We start from the raw sequence: 16,738 nt of genomic DNA, 5'->3' as shown, positions 1-16,738 counted from the left end.
CACACCACCACCGCCGTACGGCCGGGCGGTGTCCGCCGAGACCGTCGGCGTCCGGCCGGGCGGTGTCCGCCGAGACCGTCGGCGTCCGGCCGGGCGGTGTCCGTCGGTACGGGAAGGGAGGCGGCCGCCTCACCGCCGCCGATGGTGGTCGCCTGAGGGATCCGGGCGCGGCAGGATGCGCCGATGATCCCGGGACGGTCTGGATGGACGGGCATGGAGCGGGCACAATAACTACCGCTACCAGGCAGGCATGAACCGTTCAAAAAGGGCAAGAGGGGCGAAAATGGATCGGCCGAATTGGGCACCGGAGAGTATCGACGTGGAGCGGCCGAGCGTCGCCCGGATGTACGACTACTACCTCGGCGGCTCGCACAACTTCGCCGCTGACCGCGCCGCCGCCCAGGCGATGATCGCCGCGGTTCCCGACGCCCCACTGATGGCCCAGGCCAACCGGGCCTTCCTCCGCCGGGCCGTGCAATTCCTCGTCGACGCCGGCGTCCGTCAGTTCCTCGACATCGGTTCCGGAATTCCGACCGTGGGCAACGTCCACGAGATCGCCCAGCGACTCGCGCCGGAATCCACGGTCGCCTACGTCGACGTCGACCCGGTCGCCGTCGCGCACAGCCGGGAGATCCTCGCCGGCAACGACCAGACCACGATCCTGCAGGAGGACCTGCGCCATCCGGACCGCATCCTGCACGATCCCCGGATCCGCAAGCTGCTCGACTTCGACGCGCCGATCGCGGTGATGGTCGTCGCCGTGCTGCACTTCGTCCCCGACTCCGACGACCCCGCCGGAATCCTGGCGACCCTGCGCGACGCGATGGCACCCGGCAGCTATCTCGTGCTGTCCCAGGCCAGCGACGACGGCCGGTCCGACGAGGAGCGCCGTGAGGCAGACCAGATCTACCGGCGTACCGACAACCCGCTCAACGTCCGCAGCAGGTCCGCGCTGACCCGGCTGTTCGACGGCTTCGACCTGGTGGACCCGGGAGTCGTCTGGGTGCCGCAGTGGCGCCCGGAGACCCCGGAGGCAGCCGAGGACGCCGAACGCGCCGTGTTCATGGGCGGGGTGGGCCGGCTCGGTGGATGAACCGGCCCGGTCCCGACCCGATCCGCCCGGTGGCCGACCGCCGGGTGTCACCACCATCGCCCGGTCCTGGGCCAAGGCGGTCACCGGCACCAGCTATCTGCCGATGACCCAGGCCCAGCTGGAGGACTTCCTCGGCGGACTCACCGTCCGGCTCGTCGAGGCGCTGCGCGCCGAACCGTTCACCGTACGGGCCGGTCACCAGGTCGGCACCGAACTGGTAGCCGCCCACGTCGCCTCCGCCGAAGGGCTCGGCCGTACCATCGAGATTCTCGACCTGCGGCTGCTGCGGGACATGGACATCGACGGCCCGGACGTACGCGACCGGATGGCCCGGCTGCTCGGCGGGATCGCCACCGGATACGCCCGGGCGTTGCGGGACCGGACCCTGGACGAACAGGAGACGATCCGACGCGCCGCGCTGGTCGCCCGGGAACAGGCCGAGCTCGCGCTACGGGAAAGCGAGGCCCGCTATCGGCATCGCGCCACCCACGACCCGCTGACCGACCTGCCCAATCGCAGCCTGTTCACCCAACGGCTGGACGCGGTCTTCGCCGAGCCGACCACGGCGTCGCGTCGGCTCGGCGTCTGCTTCGTCGACCTCGACGGGTTCAAGGTCATCAACGACACGCTCGGTCACCACGTCGGTGATCTGCTCCTGGTCTCCGTCGCCGAACGTCTGCGGCGTGGCGTGGGCGAGCACCTGGTCGCCCGCATCGGCGGCGACGAGTTCGTCATCCTGGTCGCGAACACCACCTGCACCGACGACGTACTCAAGGTGGCTGACGCCGCCCTGGCCGCGATCAACGAGCCGGCGATCGTCGACGGTCACGAGCTGACCGTGACCGCCAGCATCGGCATCGTGGAACGTCTGGTCGCCGGGACCACACCGAGCGAGGTGATGCGCGCGGCGGACATCACGTTGCACTGGGCCAAGTCCGCCGGCAAGGGCCGGTGGGCGCTGTTCGACCCGGTCCGCAACGACGACCAGTTGGCGCGGTACGCGCTGTCCGCGGCGATGCCGGCGGCACTCGACCGGGGAGAGTTCTTCCTCGACTACCAACCGCTGGTGTCGCTCGTCGGCGGCACCCTGCTCGGGGTGGAGGCCCTGGTCCGGTGGCGACACCCCACCCTCGGCGTACTCGGGCCGGACCGGTTCATCTCGCTGGCCGAAGACTCCGGGCTCATCGTACGGCTCGGTTCGTGGGTGCTGGCCGAAGCGTGCCGGCAGGCCCGACGATGGCTGGACCGCAGCCCGAACGCGCCGTTCGTCAGTGTCAACCTGGCGGTCCGCCAGATCAACGATCCGGGCCTGGTGCAGTACGTGACGACGGTGCTCGACGACGTCGGACTGCCGCCGGACCGGCTCCAGTTGGAGATCACCGAAAGCGCCCTGATGAGCACCGCCGACGGCCCGGTCCGCACCCTGCGAGAACTGGCCGACCTCGGCGTACGGATCGCGATCGACGACTTCGGCACCGGCTACTCCAACCTGTCCTATCTGCGGTCACTGCCGGTGCAGGAGCTGAAGCTGGCCGGCAAGTTCGTGGAAGGACTCCGCAGCCCGGCGATCGGCGACCGTACCGACGAGAACATCCTGCTCACGCTCGTGACGTTGGCGCACACCCTGGCACTGACGGTCACCGCCGAGGGTGTCGAGACCGCGGGTCAGGCCGAACGACTGCGGGCCATCGGCTGCGACGCCGCACAGGGATGGCACTTCGGCCGCCCGGGTCCGGCCGCCGACATCGACGACCAGCTCGCCTGAGCCGCCGACCGCTCGGTGGGCCAGCGAACCGCCGGCCGCTGGCAAGCCAGCGGTCAGCCAGCGAGCAGCGTGGCCATCCGTTGGGCCTGGGTGTCCCAGCGCCAGTCACGTTCGACCCAGGCCCGGCCGGCCGCCCCCAACCGCCGGGCCAGATCCCGGTCGGCCAGCAGGCCGGCCACCCGATCGGCGACCGCTGGCAGGTCGCGGCCGTTCACCACGTACCCGGTCTCGCCGTCGCGCACGGCGTCGGGCGCCCCCCCGGAGTCGCCGGCCACCACCGCGAGTCCCGTCGCCGACGCCTCCAGGTAGACGATGCCCAGTCCTTCGACGTCGAGCCCACGGCGGCGGGTCCGGCAGGGCATCGCGTAGACGTCCCCGGCGGCGTAGTGCTCCGGCAGCTCCTCCCAGGGCACCGAGCCGGTGAAGACCACCCCGCCACGTCGGGCACCGCCGGCGCCGGCGACACCGGCCTGACGGGCCAGTCGATCCAACCGGGCCCGGTACGGGCCACCACCGACGATCAGCAGGACGGCGTCCGGTACCCGACGCAACACCTGCGGCCAGGCCCGGATCAGCGTGTCCTGGCCCTTGCGGGCGACGAGCCGGGAGACGCACACCGCCACCGGCCGGTCGGCGAGCCCGTACCGGGTCCGGATCCGCGCGCCGTCGACATCGGGATGGTAGGCCGCCACGTCGACCCCGGGTGCGAGTCGGCACAGCTCGGTACGCCCGTGCAGCACCCGATCGAGCCGCTGCCGGGTGTATTCCCCGAGATAGGTGACGACGTCGACCCCGTGTCCGATCCGCCGCAGCGCGGCCCGGGCACCGGGCAGCATGGCCCAGCCGACCTCGTGCCCATGGGTCTGGGCGACGGCCCGGGTGACACCGGCGCGGCGGCGCAGCCCGTCGGCGAGCAACCCGAGCGGGGCGGCGGCCCCGAACCAGACTGTGTCGCAGCCCCGCGCCCGGGCCAACGCGGCCGTACGGCGGGCCACCGCCGGCGTGGGCAGCAACATCGTGGTCGCGTCGCGGATCACCTCGAACGGCTGCGCGGCGTCGAACTCAGCGGCACCCGGATGGCTGGAGGCGTAGACGACGACCGAGTCGGCCGGTTGCCGCACCGCGAGGTTGTGGACGAAGGACTGGATGCCACCGGGGCGGGGTGGGAAGTCGTTGGTGACCAGCAGGGTGCGGTTCATCCGCCGACCTGCCGGGCGTACGCCCGGGCGGCGGCGATCCGCTGCACGGTGGAGGGATGGGTGGCGAAGTAGCGGAACTCCCAGCGGGGCGGATCCGGGTCGCCCAGGTTGATCGCCGACAACCGTCGTTGCACCGCCTCGTACGCCACCGGGTCGCTCTGCAGCCGCAGCGCGTACGCGTCGGCGCGGGCCTCGATCCGCCGGGAGACGAACGCCTGCGCCGGGGTCGCGGCCAACCCGACGACGGTGACCACGGCGAGCACCAGGGCGAACGCCGGCGGCTCGGCGATGTCGCCGACACCGGCCCTGCGCAGCAGTCCGCCCCACCCGCCGAGCAGGTAGAGCCCCAGTACGGCGGTGGCGGCGCCCGCCGCGCTCAGCGACGTTCTGATCAGGACGTCGCGAGCCTTGGCGTGACCGAGCTCGTGCGCGACCACCGCCGCGACCTCGGCCGGTGGAGCCTCGCGCAGCAACGTGTCGTAGACGACGATCCGCCGGGTCGGCCCGAACCCGGAGACGTAGGCGTTGACCGCGCGGGTCCGCCGGGACGCGTCGGCGACCAGGACGTCGTCGACGGCGACGCCGTCCCGTGCCGCGAGCGCCATCAGCTCGGTCCGCAACGGGCCCGGCGGCATCGGGGTGAACCGGTTGAACACCGGCTCGACCACCACCGGGAAGACCAGCGACAGCGCCACCACGACGACCGCCGCACCGGCCGCACCGAACGCCCACCACCAGTGGGGAGCCAGTCGGGTCACCGTGTAGAAGCCGCCGAGCGCGACCGCGCCGATGACGGCGCTCACCGCGTACGACTTGAGCAGGTCGACGGCCCACCCGCCCCAGCTCTGGGTGGACAGGCCGTAGCGGGTGAGGACGTCGTGCCGCCAGGCGGCGAACGGCACCGTCACCAGGTTGGCGATGCCCACGATGGTCAATCCGCCGACGAGGGATTGGGCGAGCCAGTGGTCGGCAAACGGACGCCCGACCGCTTCGATCGTCCGGGCGCCGAGCGGGGTCAGCCCGAGTGCCACCGCGACGGCCAACCCGAGCAGCAGGGACCCGTAGGTGCCGGGGCGCAGCGCCGCCCGAAAGTCCCGACCACGGTCGACCTGCTCCGCCGGCAGATCGCCCAACGCCGCGAGTTGGTCCGCCCGAGGTGCCGGTGGACGGGACCAGGGCACCAGCAGCACCGCCAACGCGGCCGTGCCCAGGATGAGGACGACGAACACCACGACCGCCCACGACCGAGAGGTCACAGCTCGTTCCTCCCACCCGTCACGGCCTGGCCCCGCTCATCCTAAGCCGTCGGAAGCGGGCCAGGGGCGCGGCTCACGCGGCCTGTCTTCGCGACCGGGGCCGACGGGACCGACGCCGGATCGGTCCTACCGGCTCGTCGAGCACCTCCACCTCGAAGCCGGCACGGGCGAAGACCTCCACCGCGTGGCGTTCCTCGCTGTCGAGTCGGGCCACCGCACGAGGCGCCTCGATCAACGCGTTGACCAGGCAACCGCCGCAGGCGGCGCCACGAACCGTACAGGTGTCGCAGTCGATGAGCATCGCTCCTCCTCCAACGCCGGACCCGGCCCGGCCCGGCCCGGCCGGGCCGGGCCGAATAACGGGTGCCGACAGTGGCCGGCCCCCGTTACCGCCGCTGGTCGCGGGGTGTCCCACCGCGGAACCATCCGCGACCGGACACGCAGACCGACGGCAGCCGGCCACTGTCGGTTACGTCGACGCTAGAACAGAGGTACGACAAAATCGGTCGTCCAGCCAGGACCCGCTCACCCGGCGACTGGCCGGGTGGCCAGGATCAGCCGGTCGTTGGGGGAAGCGGTCAGCGCCGCCTGGCGCACGTCGACCAGGCCAACCTCGCGCAGCCAACCGGCGATCTCCCCGTACGGGTACGCCTGCCCGCCCTGCCCGTGCAGCAGGTTCAGACTGAACAGCTTGACGAAGGCGTCCCCGCTGACCGAGCCGGCCGGAGCCGGATCGTCCACCGGCTCCACCAGGGCCACCGTCCCGCCCGGCGCGGTGGCCGCGACCACCCGCCGCAGGAGTCGGGCGTTCTGCTCGGGCCGGTAGCCGTGCACGATGTTGAACAACAACACCACGTCGGCCGGCGGACCGGGAATCGGCTCCGGTGAGAGGATGTCCCACTCGTACGGGACGATCCGGTCGACCAGCCCGGCCTCGCCGATCGCCTGCGTTCCGGTGGCCAGCGCCCCGGCCAGATCGAGGACCGTCGCCCGCAGTTGCGGGTGACGCCGGCAGAACGCGACGCTGTACCCGGCGTGTCCACCACCGACGTCGAGCAGCCGGGCCGGGCCGGCTGGCACCGGAACCAAGTCGATCAGTTCGGGCGCCAGCATCCGGGACTGGCGGGTCAGCATCGTCTGGAACTCACGCAACGTGTCCGGATGCTCCTCCAGCCAGCGGTAGAAATCCGCTGCCGGCGTGCCGCTGCGGACGGTCTCCTCCAGCCGGTCCCAGTGGTCGAAGAGCACTCGCTGCCAGAACGAGAAGACCAGCGCGTACGTGTCCGGGGTGCCGTCGCTCAGGAACGCGGCGCTGGCCGGGGTGTTGTCCCAGACCGCGTCGGTGCCGTCGTCGACCGATTCGGTCAGGTAGCCGAAGTCGACAAGCACCCGCGCCAGGATGGTCAGCGCCCGCTGGTCACAGCGCAGCCGGGCGGCGAGGCCTTTGGCCGACTGCGGTCCGTGTTCGGCGAGCGTGTCGAAGACGCCGAGGCGTTGGGCCGCGCCAGCGGCCCGGAATCCGGCGGCGTGCAGCAGGTCGAGGTGCGCCGCCGGAGCCCGCCCCTCCTGATACACCAGCCGCTCCCGGTCAGGCAGGTTGAGTGGCATTACGCGGGCTCCCCTTCTCGGACTGGTCCGTCTCGACCCCGTCAGCGGTTGCGGCAACGGCCAGGCCAGCGGTGTCGTCGCCGGCGGCGTCCGGCAGTTCGGTCTCCAGCCGACGCAGCCTCGGCCGGGCCGCCGCCACCCCGGCGAGCAGCACCATCGCCGCGCCGATCAGCCAGAACAGCCCGGCGATCCCCCGGCCCGGTCCGGTGCCGATCACCGCTCCGACGCTGCCGGCCAGCGCGCCGTCCGGGGCCAGCGCCGGCTCGGCCACCCGGTCTGCCAACGGTCCGGCGACCAGGTACGCCACCGGGGTGGCGGCCTGGCCGATCATGCGGGTGGTGGCGATCACCCGACCCAGCGACTCCGTCGGCACCTTGGTCTGGATCAGGGTCATCACGCTGCCGTTGAGGATCGGCAGAGTGAACAGGAACAGCGGCGCCACCACCGCGATCAACCAGGCCGACGGGTACATGCCGTGCAGGAACAGGGCGACCCCACCCCAGGCCAGGAAGCCGATGATGCCCCGGATCCGCCGTCTCGGTCCGCCCCAGGCGCTCATCACCAGGCTGCCGGCGAACAAGCCGGCACCGCCGGCGAACATCAGCACACCCAGGGTGGCGGCCGAGCCGAACGACAGGATCAGCGGCTGGACCAGCACACCGGCCGTCGCGAACAGGAAGTTGAACCCGCCGAAGAGGACGGCGAGTTGGAACAACCCGGGCTTGCCGCGCAGCAGTCGCCAGCCGTACCCGAGATCCTCACCGAGGGTGATCCGCGTGCCGGCGGCCGGCGCGGCCGTCGCCGACGGGTCCAGCCGGGCGGTGAGGAGCAGCACGATGCCGACCGCCATCGTGCACAGGTCGATGAGGATCACCCCGCGCAGCCCGATTGTGCCGACCAGCACACCGGCCAGCAGCGGCGCGGCGATCTGTCCGGCCTGCGTCATCTGCATCAACCCGTTGGCCCGGCCGAGCCCTTCGCGGGGCACCAGCAGCGGCATCATCGCGTAGAAGGCGGTGATGTGCGCGGTGTTGAACACGGCGGTCGCCGCGGTCGCCAGGTAGATGTGCCAGACCGTGAGCTGGTCGGCCCAGAGCAGCGCGGCCACCCCGGCGGTCACCAGCCCGGCCGCGGCGTCGGCCACCAGCATGATCCGGCGGCGGTCCCGGCGGTCGGCGAGCACCCCGGCGAAGGGCGCGACCACGATTCCCGGCAGCACCGCCGCCAGGGAGATGATCGCGAACTGGGTGGCCGATCCGGTGCTCTGGTAGACCCACACTCCCAGGACGAACCCGGTGAGCGCGGACCCGACGAACGACACCGTCTGGCCGAACCAGAGCACGCCGAACCCGCGCAGCATCCCAGTCATCGGACGGTCACCTCCCGAAGGAATCCGGTACGCCGGAAGTGATCCAGATAGGCCCGGAGCAGGGCGCGGTCGGCCGCCGGGCAGGCCAGCCCCGCCCGCGCCGCCACCTGCTCGGTCGACGCGCAGGCGAACGTCGGCTGCCGGATGCTCGGCTCCTGCTCGGTCAGCGCCGCCGCGTACGGCGCGAAGGCGGTCACGGTGCCGTCGGCCGCACCGGCCCGGACGATCTCCCGCCACCGGTGGTAGGGCACCAGGTCGATGCCGAGTTCGGCGGCGACCTGCGGATAGGCGATCGTACGGTTGTTGTAGTAGTGCCCGTCGACCCCCTGCCCGGCCAGGGTCACGATCGCGCCGGCGACGTAGTCCACCGGGGACATGTCGGTGGGTTCGGCGAGGTCCGGTACGCCGCCCACCTCGACGCAGCACTTGAGGAAGGCGCTGAAGTAGTCGTCCGGGTTGCCGGCACCGGTCCGGCTGTCCCCGGTGATCCGGGCCGGCCGGTGCACGGTGACCGGAAGTCCCCGGTCCCGGGCCGCCCGGACCAGCGTGTCGGCGACCCACTTGCTCTGGTTGTACCCGCCGAGCAGACCGGCCGCGTCGGTCGGCGGGTCGGCCTCGGAGACGGTCCGGTCCAGGTATCCGTCACCGAGGTAGACGCCGAGGGTGGAGACGTAGTGGACGGCGACGTCCCGGCCGGCGGCGGCGAGCCGCAGCACCTCGACGGTGCCGGCGACGTTGGCCGCGCGCAGCCGCTGGTACGGGTGCAGGAAGTTGACCGCGCCACCGTTGTGATAGATCGTGTCGAGTTCGTCGACGAGCCGGGCGTACTCGGCGTCGGCCAGTCCGAGTCGGGGTGCGGCGAGGTCGCCACGGACCGGGACGATCCGCTCGGCGTACTCGGGCCGCCAGAGCTGATAGCGGTCCAACGCGGCGACGATCCGCTCGCGCCCCTCGTCGGGTGAGCCGGCCCGGACCAGGCAGAACAGCTCGGCGGCGGTACGGGTCAACAGTTCACTGGCCAGGAAGGCGCCGAGGAACCCGGTCGCCCCGGTCAGCAGCACCCGACGCGGCGCCGGCCGGGACGACCACCCGGTACCCGCCCGCTCGGGGAAGTCCGCCGGCAGCACCGCCTCGCCGGCCAGGTCCGGCGGTACGGTGTCCGACGAGGTCGCGCCGGGCGCACCGTCGATCCGGGCGGCCAGTTCGGCGAGGGTGGCGGTCTCGAAGAGGGCGACCAACGGCAGGTTCACCCGGCACGCCTCGTTGATCCGGGCCAGGATCGTCGCGGCCAGCAAGGAGTGCCCGCCGAGGTCGAGGAAGTTGTCCTGCCCGCCGATCGGGTCGACGCCCAGCGCCTGGCTCCAGATGCCGGCCAAGGTCCGCTCGGTCGCGGTCGCCGGTGGCACCAGCTGTGGCCTCGCCGGTGGTGCCGGTTCGGGCAGTCGGGACCGGTCGACCTTGCCGTGCCGGGTCAACGGCAGTTCGTCGAGGACGGTGTACGACTGGGGCACCAGGTAGTCGGGCAGCCGACGACCCAGCTCCGCCCGCAGCGCGGCCACCCCGGCCGGCGTGTCCGGGATCGCCCCGGCCAGGTAGGCGGCCAGGAACCGTTGGCCGTGCGCGTCGTGCGGGGCGAGCACGGCGACCTGCCGGACGCCCGGCTGGTCGGCGAGGGTCGCCTCGATCTCGCCCAGTTCGATCCGCCGGCCCCGGATCTTCACCTGGTGGTCGGCCCGGCCGAGGAATTCCAGCTGGCCGTCGTTGGTCCACCGGGCGATGTCCCCGGTCCGGTACATCCGGGCTCCGGGCTCGGCGGCGAACGGATCCGGCACGAACGCGGCTGCGGTCACCGCGGGCCGCTGGTGGTATCCACGGGCCACGCCGGCGCCGCCGAGGCAGAGTTCACCGGGTACGCCCGGCGGGGTCGGGTGACCCCGCCGGTCCAGCACGTAGGCGTACACGTTGGGCAGCGGCACCCCGATCGGCAGTTCGGTCGCGCCGGCCGGCAACTCCGCACCGGACACGGTCGCGTACGTCGTGGCGCAGACGGTGGCCTCGGTCGGGCCGTAGTGGTTGTAGAACCGGACCTGTCCGGCGCTGGCCGACGCCCAGTCACGCAGGCGTGACATCGGCACCGCTTCCCCGCCGACCATCATCCGGCGCAGACATCCCGGCACCGGTTCACCGGCACCGGTCAGGTCCTCGGCCCAGCGCTGCCACAACGCCGACGGCGCGTCCACCGTGGTGACGTCGTTGGCCGCGCAGAAACGCAGCAGCCCCCGACCGGTCAGTGCCGCCGGCTCCGGGTGCAGCACCAGGGCCGACCCGCTGATCAACGCCGGCAGGACGTCGCCGACGGAGGCGTCGAAGCTCAGCGGCGGGATCATCAGGATGCGGTCGGACACGCCGAAGTCGTGCCGGTCCCGGAAGGCCAGCGCGAGGTTGCGCGCGGCGGCGTGCGGCACCACCACCCCCTTCGGTCGGCCCGACGACCCGGAGGTGTAGATGACGTAGGCCGCGCTCTGCGGCGCGGGCGGCACGGTCGCCGGTAGGGCGGCCCCGGTCGGCCCGGCCACGGCGGCCGGCAACGCCGGAAGCGCGGTCAGGTCGAGCAGGACCCCGGCGTCGGACAGCAGGTCGGCCCGTCGGGGGTCACGCGGGTCCAGCGGTACGTAGGCTGCTCCGGCGAGCAGGACGCCGACCAGCGCGGTCAGCGCGTCGGCGCCGGCCAGCATGCTCAGCCCGATCCGGGTCTCCGGTCCGGCACCCTGGGCACGTAGCCAACCGGCCACCGCCCGGGCTCGGCGCAGCAGTTCGGCGTAGCTGACGACGGTGTCGCCGTCGATCACCGCCGGGTTGTCCGGGGTACGGGCGGCTTGCGCCTCGATCAGCGCCGGCACCAGGTCGGTTTCCGGGAACTCGTGCCGGGCCGCCGGCGCGACCACGGTGTGCAACGGCAGCCCCCACAGCCGTCGCCGGGGTTCGGTGGCCAACGCCCGCAGTGTCTCGGCGACGTGTCCGGCGAGCCGCCGCATGGTGGCGTCGTCGAACAGGTCGGCGTTGTAGTCGATCCGGCCGCTCAGTCCGCCCTGGTCCGGCCACATCAGCAGGGTCAGGTCGTAGCGGGCCGGGCCGGGCGGCGGGGCCTGCGGGGTCACCGTCAGGTCCGGCCAGACGAGGTCGGCACCGCCGGCGATCGGTTCGTTGTAGACGAACATGACCTGGAACACGGGTGGGAAGCTCGGACTGCGCCGGGGACGCAGCCGCGCGGTCAGCTGGTCGAACGGGATGTCGGCGTGCTCGAGCGCGGCGACGCTCTCGTCGCGGACGGCGGTCAGGGCCTGGTCCAGGGTGGGGTCGCCGGACAGGTCGATACGCAGCGGAACGGTGGCGACGAACATTCCGATCACGTCGGCGAAGTCGGTACCCCGGTTGGTGATCGCGGTGCCGATCACCAGGTCGTCCTGCTGGCTGTACCGGGCCAGCACGGCGGCGAATCCGGTGAGCAGGGCGTGGAACGGGGTGACCGCCGCGCGCCGCCAGGCGGCCAGCATCGTCGCGGTGTCCGACTCGGGCAGGTGCAGCGACACCGAGGCGCCCCGGAACGTCTGGGTGGCGGGCCGGGGCCGGTCGGTCGGCAGGTCGAGCAGTTCCGGCGCGCCGTGCAGCCGCCGGGTCCAGTAGGCCAGGTCGATCTCCCGCCGGGCGGCTCGCGCCGGATCCCGCTGCCAGCGCGCGTAACGGCCGAACCCGTGGCGCAACGCCGGCAGTCGCGGCTCGGTCCCGGTCAGCTCGGCCCGGTAGAACTCGCCCAGGTCCCGCAGCAGGATGCTCCACGACGCCTCGTCGAGGACGGCGTGGTGCGCCACCAGGGTGAGCCGGTGGTCGTCGGCGGCCAGTCGGACCAGCAGCAGCCGCAGCGCCGGCGCCCGGTCCAGGGCGAACGGTTGACGTAGCAGCTCGGTCTGCCGGCGGACCGCCTCGGACTCGTCGACGACGTCGACCACCGGTACGGTCATCCGCACGCCTGGCTCCACCACCTGTACGGGTTCGTCGTCGACCAGCACGAACCCGGTCCGCAGCGCCTCGTGGCGGGCCACCAGCCGGTCCACCGCCCGGGTGAAGGCCGGGAGGTCCAGCCGGCCGCGCAGCCGTAGCCGGGTGGCCACGTGGTAGACGCCGTCGCCCGGGGCGAGCTGCTCCATAAACCACATCTGCCGCTGGCCGAAGGTGGCCGGGTACCGGACCGGACCGGCGGCGACCGAGCCGCGGCGCCGTCGGCGGACCTCGATCGCCGCCCGGAGGAGTTCTTCGAGTTCGTCGTCGTCGAGGTCGTCCAGGTCCGCCGGGCCGGGCGCGCCGTTGGCACCGACCGGGTCGACCGGGTCGGTACGGGAGGCCGGATAGGCGACGGCCGCCGAATCGGTACCGGCCGCCACCTCCGTACCGGCTGCCGCCTCCGTGCCGGCCGCAGCCGGGCCGGCCGTGGGAGCCAGTGCGGCTGCGGCCGGTAGCCGGCCCTGGTAGCCCGGTGCCGCGACCAGCCGGGCGGCCAGCCCGGCGATCGTCGGGGCGGCGAACACGTCGCGGACCGGCAACTGGACGCCGTACTCGGTGGTGATCCTGGCGATCAGACGGGTCGCGGTCATCGAGTGCCCGCCGAGGACGAAGAAGTTGTCGTCGACCCCGATCGGACCGGCCGGGCGCAACAGCTCGGTCCAGATCGCCAGCAGTTCCGCCTCCACCGGGGTACGCGGTGGCGTCGCGGCCGCCGACCGGGCTGGCTCAGGGCGGGGCAGCTTCGCCCGGTCGAGTTTGCCGTTCGGCGTACGGGGCAGCGCCGGCAGCGCCACGACGGTGGCCGGCACCATGTATTCCGGCAGCCGCAGCCGGAGGTGGTCGAGCAGATCGTCCGGGGGCACGTCGCCGACGGCAGGCACGACGTACCCGGCGAGCTGCTCGTCCACGACGGCGACGGCGGCCTGGGTGATCGCCGCGTGGTCGGTCAGGACCGCCTCGATCTCGCCCAGCTCCACCCGGAAGCCCCGGATCTTGACCTGATGGTCGGTACGGCCGAGCAGTTCCAGGGTGCCGTCGGGTCGCTGACGGGCCCGGTCGCCGGTGGCGTACATCCGCTCACCGGCGGCACCGTACGGGTCGGGCCGGAACCGGTCGGCGGTCAGCGCGGGCCGGTCGTGGTACCCCCGGGCGACTCCGGCCCCGCCGATGTACAGCTCTCCGGGCACCCCACGTGGCACCGGCCGTAGCCGGCTGTCGAGTACGTACAGCCGGGTGGCGGCGATCGGCGGCCCGATCACCACCGGCGCGCCCGCGACGACCCGGCCGGCCGCCGACCAGACCGTGGTCTCGGTGGGTCCGTACACGTTCCAGAGTTCGACGTCCGGTCCGGTCAGCGCGGCTGCCAGATCCGGCGGCAGCGCCTCGCCGCCACACAGCCGCAGCCGCAGCCGGGCCGGCACTCCCCCGGTGTCCCGCAGCATCTGCCAGGTCGCCGGGGTGGCCTGCATCGCGGTGGCGCCGCTGCTGCGGAGCAACTCCCGCAGCTCGTCCGGGTCGGCGGACTGCCGGGCGTCGGCGACGACCAGCCGGGCGCCTTGGCGCAGCGGCAGCAGGAGTTCCAGGACGGCGATGTCGAACGAGATGGTGGTCACCGCGACCAGGCAGTCCGCCTCGGTCAGCGGCAGCGCCGCCGCGAACGACTCGATCAGGTTGACGACGGCGGAGTGCGGGATCGTCACTCCCTTCGGCCGCCCCGTCGAACCGGAGGTGAAAATGGTGTACGCGGCGGCGGTGCCGGGCACCGCGACCGGGTCGGTCAGCGACTCTGGACCGGGTGCCGCGACCGGGTCTGCCGGCGGCGCGGAGGCGGCCGCCGGGCCGGCGAACAGTTCGTCCAGGTGCAGGTTGTGGGCGGTGGGAGCGATCTGGCCGGCCAGCTCGGCGAGCCCGGATTCGGTGACCAGGTGCCGCAGGTCCGCGTCGGCGGCCATCGCGGCCAGCCGGGCGGCCGGAAAATTCGGGTCGAGCGGCACGTACTGGCCGCCGGCGTGCCAGATGCCGAGCAGACCGGCGACGGTGTCCGGGCCACGACGCAGGCACAACCCGACCCGGGTCTCCGGTCCGACGCCGTGCCGGCGCAGCGCGGCACCGATTCGGGCCGCCCGGGACAGCAGTTCGTCGGTCTGCGGCCCGCGACCGCGTCGGCGTAGCAGGTCCAGCGCGGTGGCCGGGGTGTCGTCGCCGTCGACCGGGCCGGGACGACCGTTCTGGGTCGCGGCACCAGCCGGCCGGTCCGCAGCTGGCGGGCTGGCCGCCGGTACGGTCGGCAGCGCCTCGGCCAGCCTGGCTCCGGTCACCAGCGGCAGGTCCGCGATCCGGGTCGACGGATCAGCGACCGCCGCCGCGAGCACCGTCTGCACACAGTCGAGGAACCGGGCCGCCCAGTCCTCGGTGAACAAGTCGGTCCGGTACTCGCAGACCAGCGCGATGTCCCCGGCCGGGCGGGCCTCGGCGTACAGGGTGACGTCCACCTTGGCGGTGCCGGTGTCGACCAGCACCGGACTGACCCGCACCCCCGGCAGGTCGATCCGGGGCGGATCACCGGCCTGGAACACCAGCTGGGCCTGGCAGACCGGGGCGTGGGCCAGACTCCGCTCCGGAGCCAGGACCTCGACGAGTTTCTCGAACGGCAGCTCCTGGTGGGTCAGCGCGTCCAACGTGGTCTCGCGGACCCGGTCCAGCAACTGCCGGAAGGTCGGGTCGTCGCCCAACGAGGTACGCAGGGCGAGCGTGTTGACGAACAGCCCGATCAACGGCTGGGTTTCGGCGCGACCGCGCCCGGACACCGGGGTGCCGACCACGACCTCGGTCGTCGCCGCCCACCGCGACAGCACCACCTGGTAGACGGCGAGCAGCCCCATGAACAGGGTCACTTCGGCGTCGCGGCACAACGTCCGGAAGGCGTCGCCGAGATCGGCAGCGACGTCGCGCTGATGGATCGCGCCGGCACCGCTGGCGACCGCCGGGCGGGGCAGGTCGCCCGGCAGCTCCAGCACCGGCGGCGCACCGGCCAGGTGTCCGGTCCAGTAGTCGAGGTGGCGGTCCAACTCGGCACCGCGCAGCTGGTCGCGTTGCCAGGCGGCGTAGTCGGCGTACTGGATGGGTAGGTCCGGCAGTCGCGGTTGGTCGCCGTCGAGGCATGCCCGGTAGCAGCAGGACAGCTCGTCCAGCAGGATCTCGTACGACGCGGCGTCGCCGACCAGGTGATGCAGGACGATCAGCAGCAGGTGTTCGTCGGCGGCGAACTCGATCAGCGTCACCCGCAGCAGGGGGCCGCGTGCCAGGTCGAACGGTCGCGCGGCGACCTCGGTGACGAACTCGTGCGCGGCCGCCTCGTCGGCGACCCGGACCACCCGGACCGGCACCGTCAGCGACGCGGCGATCCGTTGCGCCGCGACGCCACCGGCCGCGTCGAACGTGGTCCGCAACGCGGCGTGCCGGGCCACCACGTCGTCCACGGCACGTTGCAGCAGATCCACCCGGACCGGGCCGCGCAGCCGCTGCGCGAACGGCATCGTGTAGGTCGGTCGACCGGGATCGAGGCTTTCCAGGAACCACATCCGCTCCTGGGCGAACGACATCGGCCTGGTGTCGGACGTCCGGGCCGGCCGGTCGCCACCGAGGGTACGGGCCAGCAACGCCTGCTTCTGCTGTCGCGTCAGCCGATCGATCTGGGTCACGACACGGCCCCGAAGACCCGCCGCCGCAGGTGCGCCGGCACCTGGTCGCGGTAGAGCCGCAGATAGGTCGATACGTGCGCCGGGTCGGACTCCAGGAACAGGTAGTCGGTGGGCACCATGTGCCGGATCGCCAGGATGGGAACCGGGCTGCGCAGCGGCCGCAGGTCCGGATTCCACAGGCCGCCTTTGTCGGGTGGGCCGTCGTGGAACTCGCCGATCATCAGGCCCTGGGCGACGTACTCGCCTTTGAGTTGGTCCTGCAGGTAGTCGACGACGGCGCTGGCGCGGCCGGACGGCAGTTCGGGCAGCACCATCAGGATGGTGCAGTACATCCGCGAACTGCCGGCCTGGTCGGCCAGCAGCCGGAACCAGTCCCGGTAGACGCCGAGCCGGCCGGCGACGACCGACAGGTCCGGGTCGGTACCGGGCTGCACGGTCAGGTAGAAGGTGCCACGGTCGAGGGCGGTCTGCGCGTACGGGCAGACGTTGCCGGTGCGACCGAGGTCCGGATGCGGGCGGCACAGGTACTCCCGCGCCCAGGTCACGACGGCGCGGAGCGACGCCTGGTGGGCGCGCACCGCCTCAGGGAGCGGATCCCGATCGAGATCCGCCACTTCGATGAGGGTGTACGAGGGGTCAACCGGGTAGGTCAACATCAGGGGTCCTTGCCGCAGGTGGGAGCCGATGG

9 protein-coding genes are annotated in these 16,738 nt (G+C 72.7%); 2 read left to right on the top strand and 7 right to left on the bottom strand.

All coding sequences use genetic code 11. The features are described 5' to 3' along the window. Positions 1–283: 283 nt before the first annotated feature. Both O7632_RS13855 and O7632_RS13850 read left to right on the top strand, forming a co-directional pair. On the top strand, positions 284–1,093 hold the full coding sequence (locus O7632_RS13855) for an SAM-dependent methyltransferase (RefSeq protein ID WP_278114600.1): 810 nt from the start codon (positions 284–286) through the stop codon (positions 1,091–1,093). Positions 1,094–1,196: 103 nt separating this feature from the next. Next, entirely contained in the window at positions 1,197–2,858 is a 1,662-nt protein-coding gene (locus O7632_RS13850; RefSeq protein ID WP_278120036.1) for a bifunctional diguanylate cyclase/phosphodiesterase, read from the top strand. Positions 2,859–2,911: 53 nt separating this feature from the next. Here O7632_RS13850 and O7632_RS13845 read toward each other — a convergent pair whose 3' ends face one another. The 7 genes from O7632_RS13845 to O7632_RS13815 all read right to left on the bottom strand — a co-directional run bounded on the left by O7632_RS13845 (position 2,912) and on the right by O7632_RS13815 (position 16,706). Beyond that, positions 2,912–4,057 (bottom strand): glycosyltransferase family 4 protein, encoded by a 1,146-nt coding sequence (locus tag O7632_RS13845; protein ID WP_278114598.1) that lies wholly within the window; start codon positions 4,055–4,057, stop codon positions 2,912–2,914. Next, positions 4,054–5,313: a M48 family metalloprotease gene (locus tag O7632_RS13840; RefSeq protein WP_278114596.1), complete on the bottom strand. Its 1,260-nt coding sequence runs from the start codon at positions 5,311–5,313 to the stop codon at positions 4,054–4,056. The genes O7632_RS13845 and O7632_RS13840 overlap by 4 nt, the downstream gene beginning before the upstream one ends. 73 nt (positions 5,314–5,386) lie before the next feature. After that, positions 5,387–5,614, bottom strand: a complete 228-nt coding sequence (locus O7632_RS13835) for a hypothetical protein (protein ID WP_278114594.1) — start codon at positions 5,612–5,614, stop codon at positions 5,387–5,389. Positions 5,615–5,838: 224 nt separating this feature from the next. Further along, the gene (locus O7632_RS13830; RefSeq protein WP_278114592.1) at positions 5,839–6,921 is read right to left on the bottom strand and encodes a methyltransferase; all 1,083 of its coding nucleotides are present in this window, start codon (positions 6,919–6,921) and stop codon (positions 5,839–5,841) included. Next, positions 6,902–8,290 (bottom strand): MFS transporter, encoded by a 1,389-nt coding sequence (locus O7632_RS13825; protein ID WP_278114591.1) that lies wholly within the window; start codon positions 8,288–8,290, stop codon positions 6,902–6,904. Before O7632_RS13825 ends, O7632_RS13830 begins: the two co-directional genes overlap by 20 nt. Further along, positions 8,287–16,050 (bottom strand): non-ribosomal peptide synthetase, encoded by a 7,764-nt coding sequence (locus O7632_RS13820; RefSeq protein ID WP_278114589.1) that lies wholly within the window; start codon positions 16,048–16,050, stop codon positions 8,287–8,289. The genes O7632_RS13825 and O7632_RS13820 overlap by 4 nt, the downstream gene beginning before the upstream one ends. After that, positions 16,047–16,706 (bottom strand): DUF6875 domain-containing protein, encoded by a 660-nt coding sequence (locus O7632_RS13815; RefSeq protein WP_278114588.1) that lies wholly within the window; start codon positions 16,704–16,706, stop codon positions 16,047–16,049. The genes O7632_RS13820 and O7632_RS13815 overlap by 4 nt, the downstream gene beginning before the upstream one ends. Positions 16,707–16,738: the final 32 nt, after the last annotated feature.

It is taken from the genome of Solwaraspora sp. WMMD406 (genome assembly GCF_029626025.1).
Lineage (GTDB): Bacteria > Actinomycetota > Actinomycetes > Mycobacteriales > Micromonosporaceae > Micromonospora_E.
This window is presented reverse-complemented; position numbering and strand designations above follow the sequence as displayed.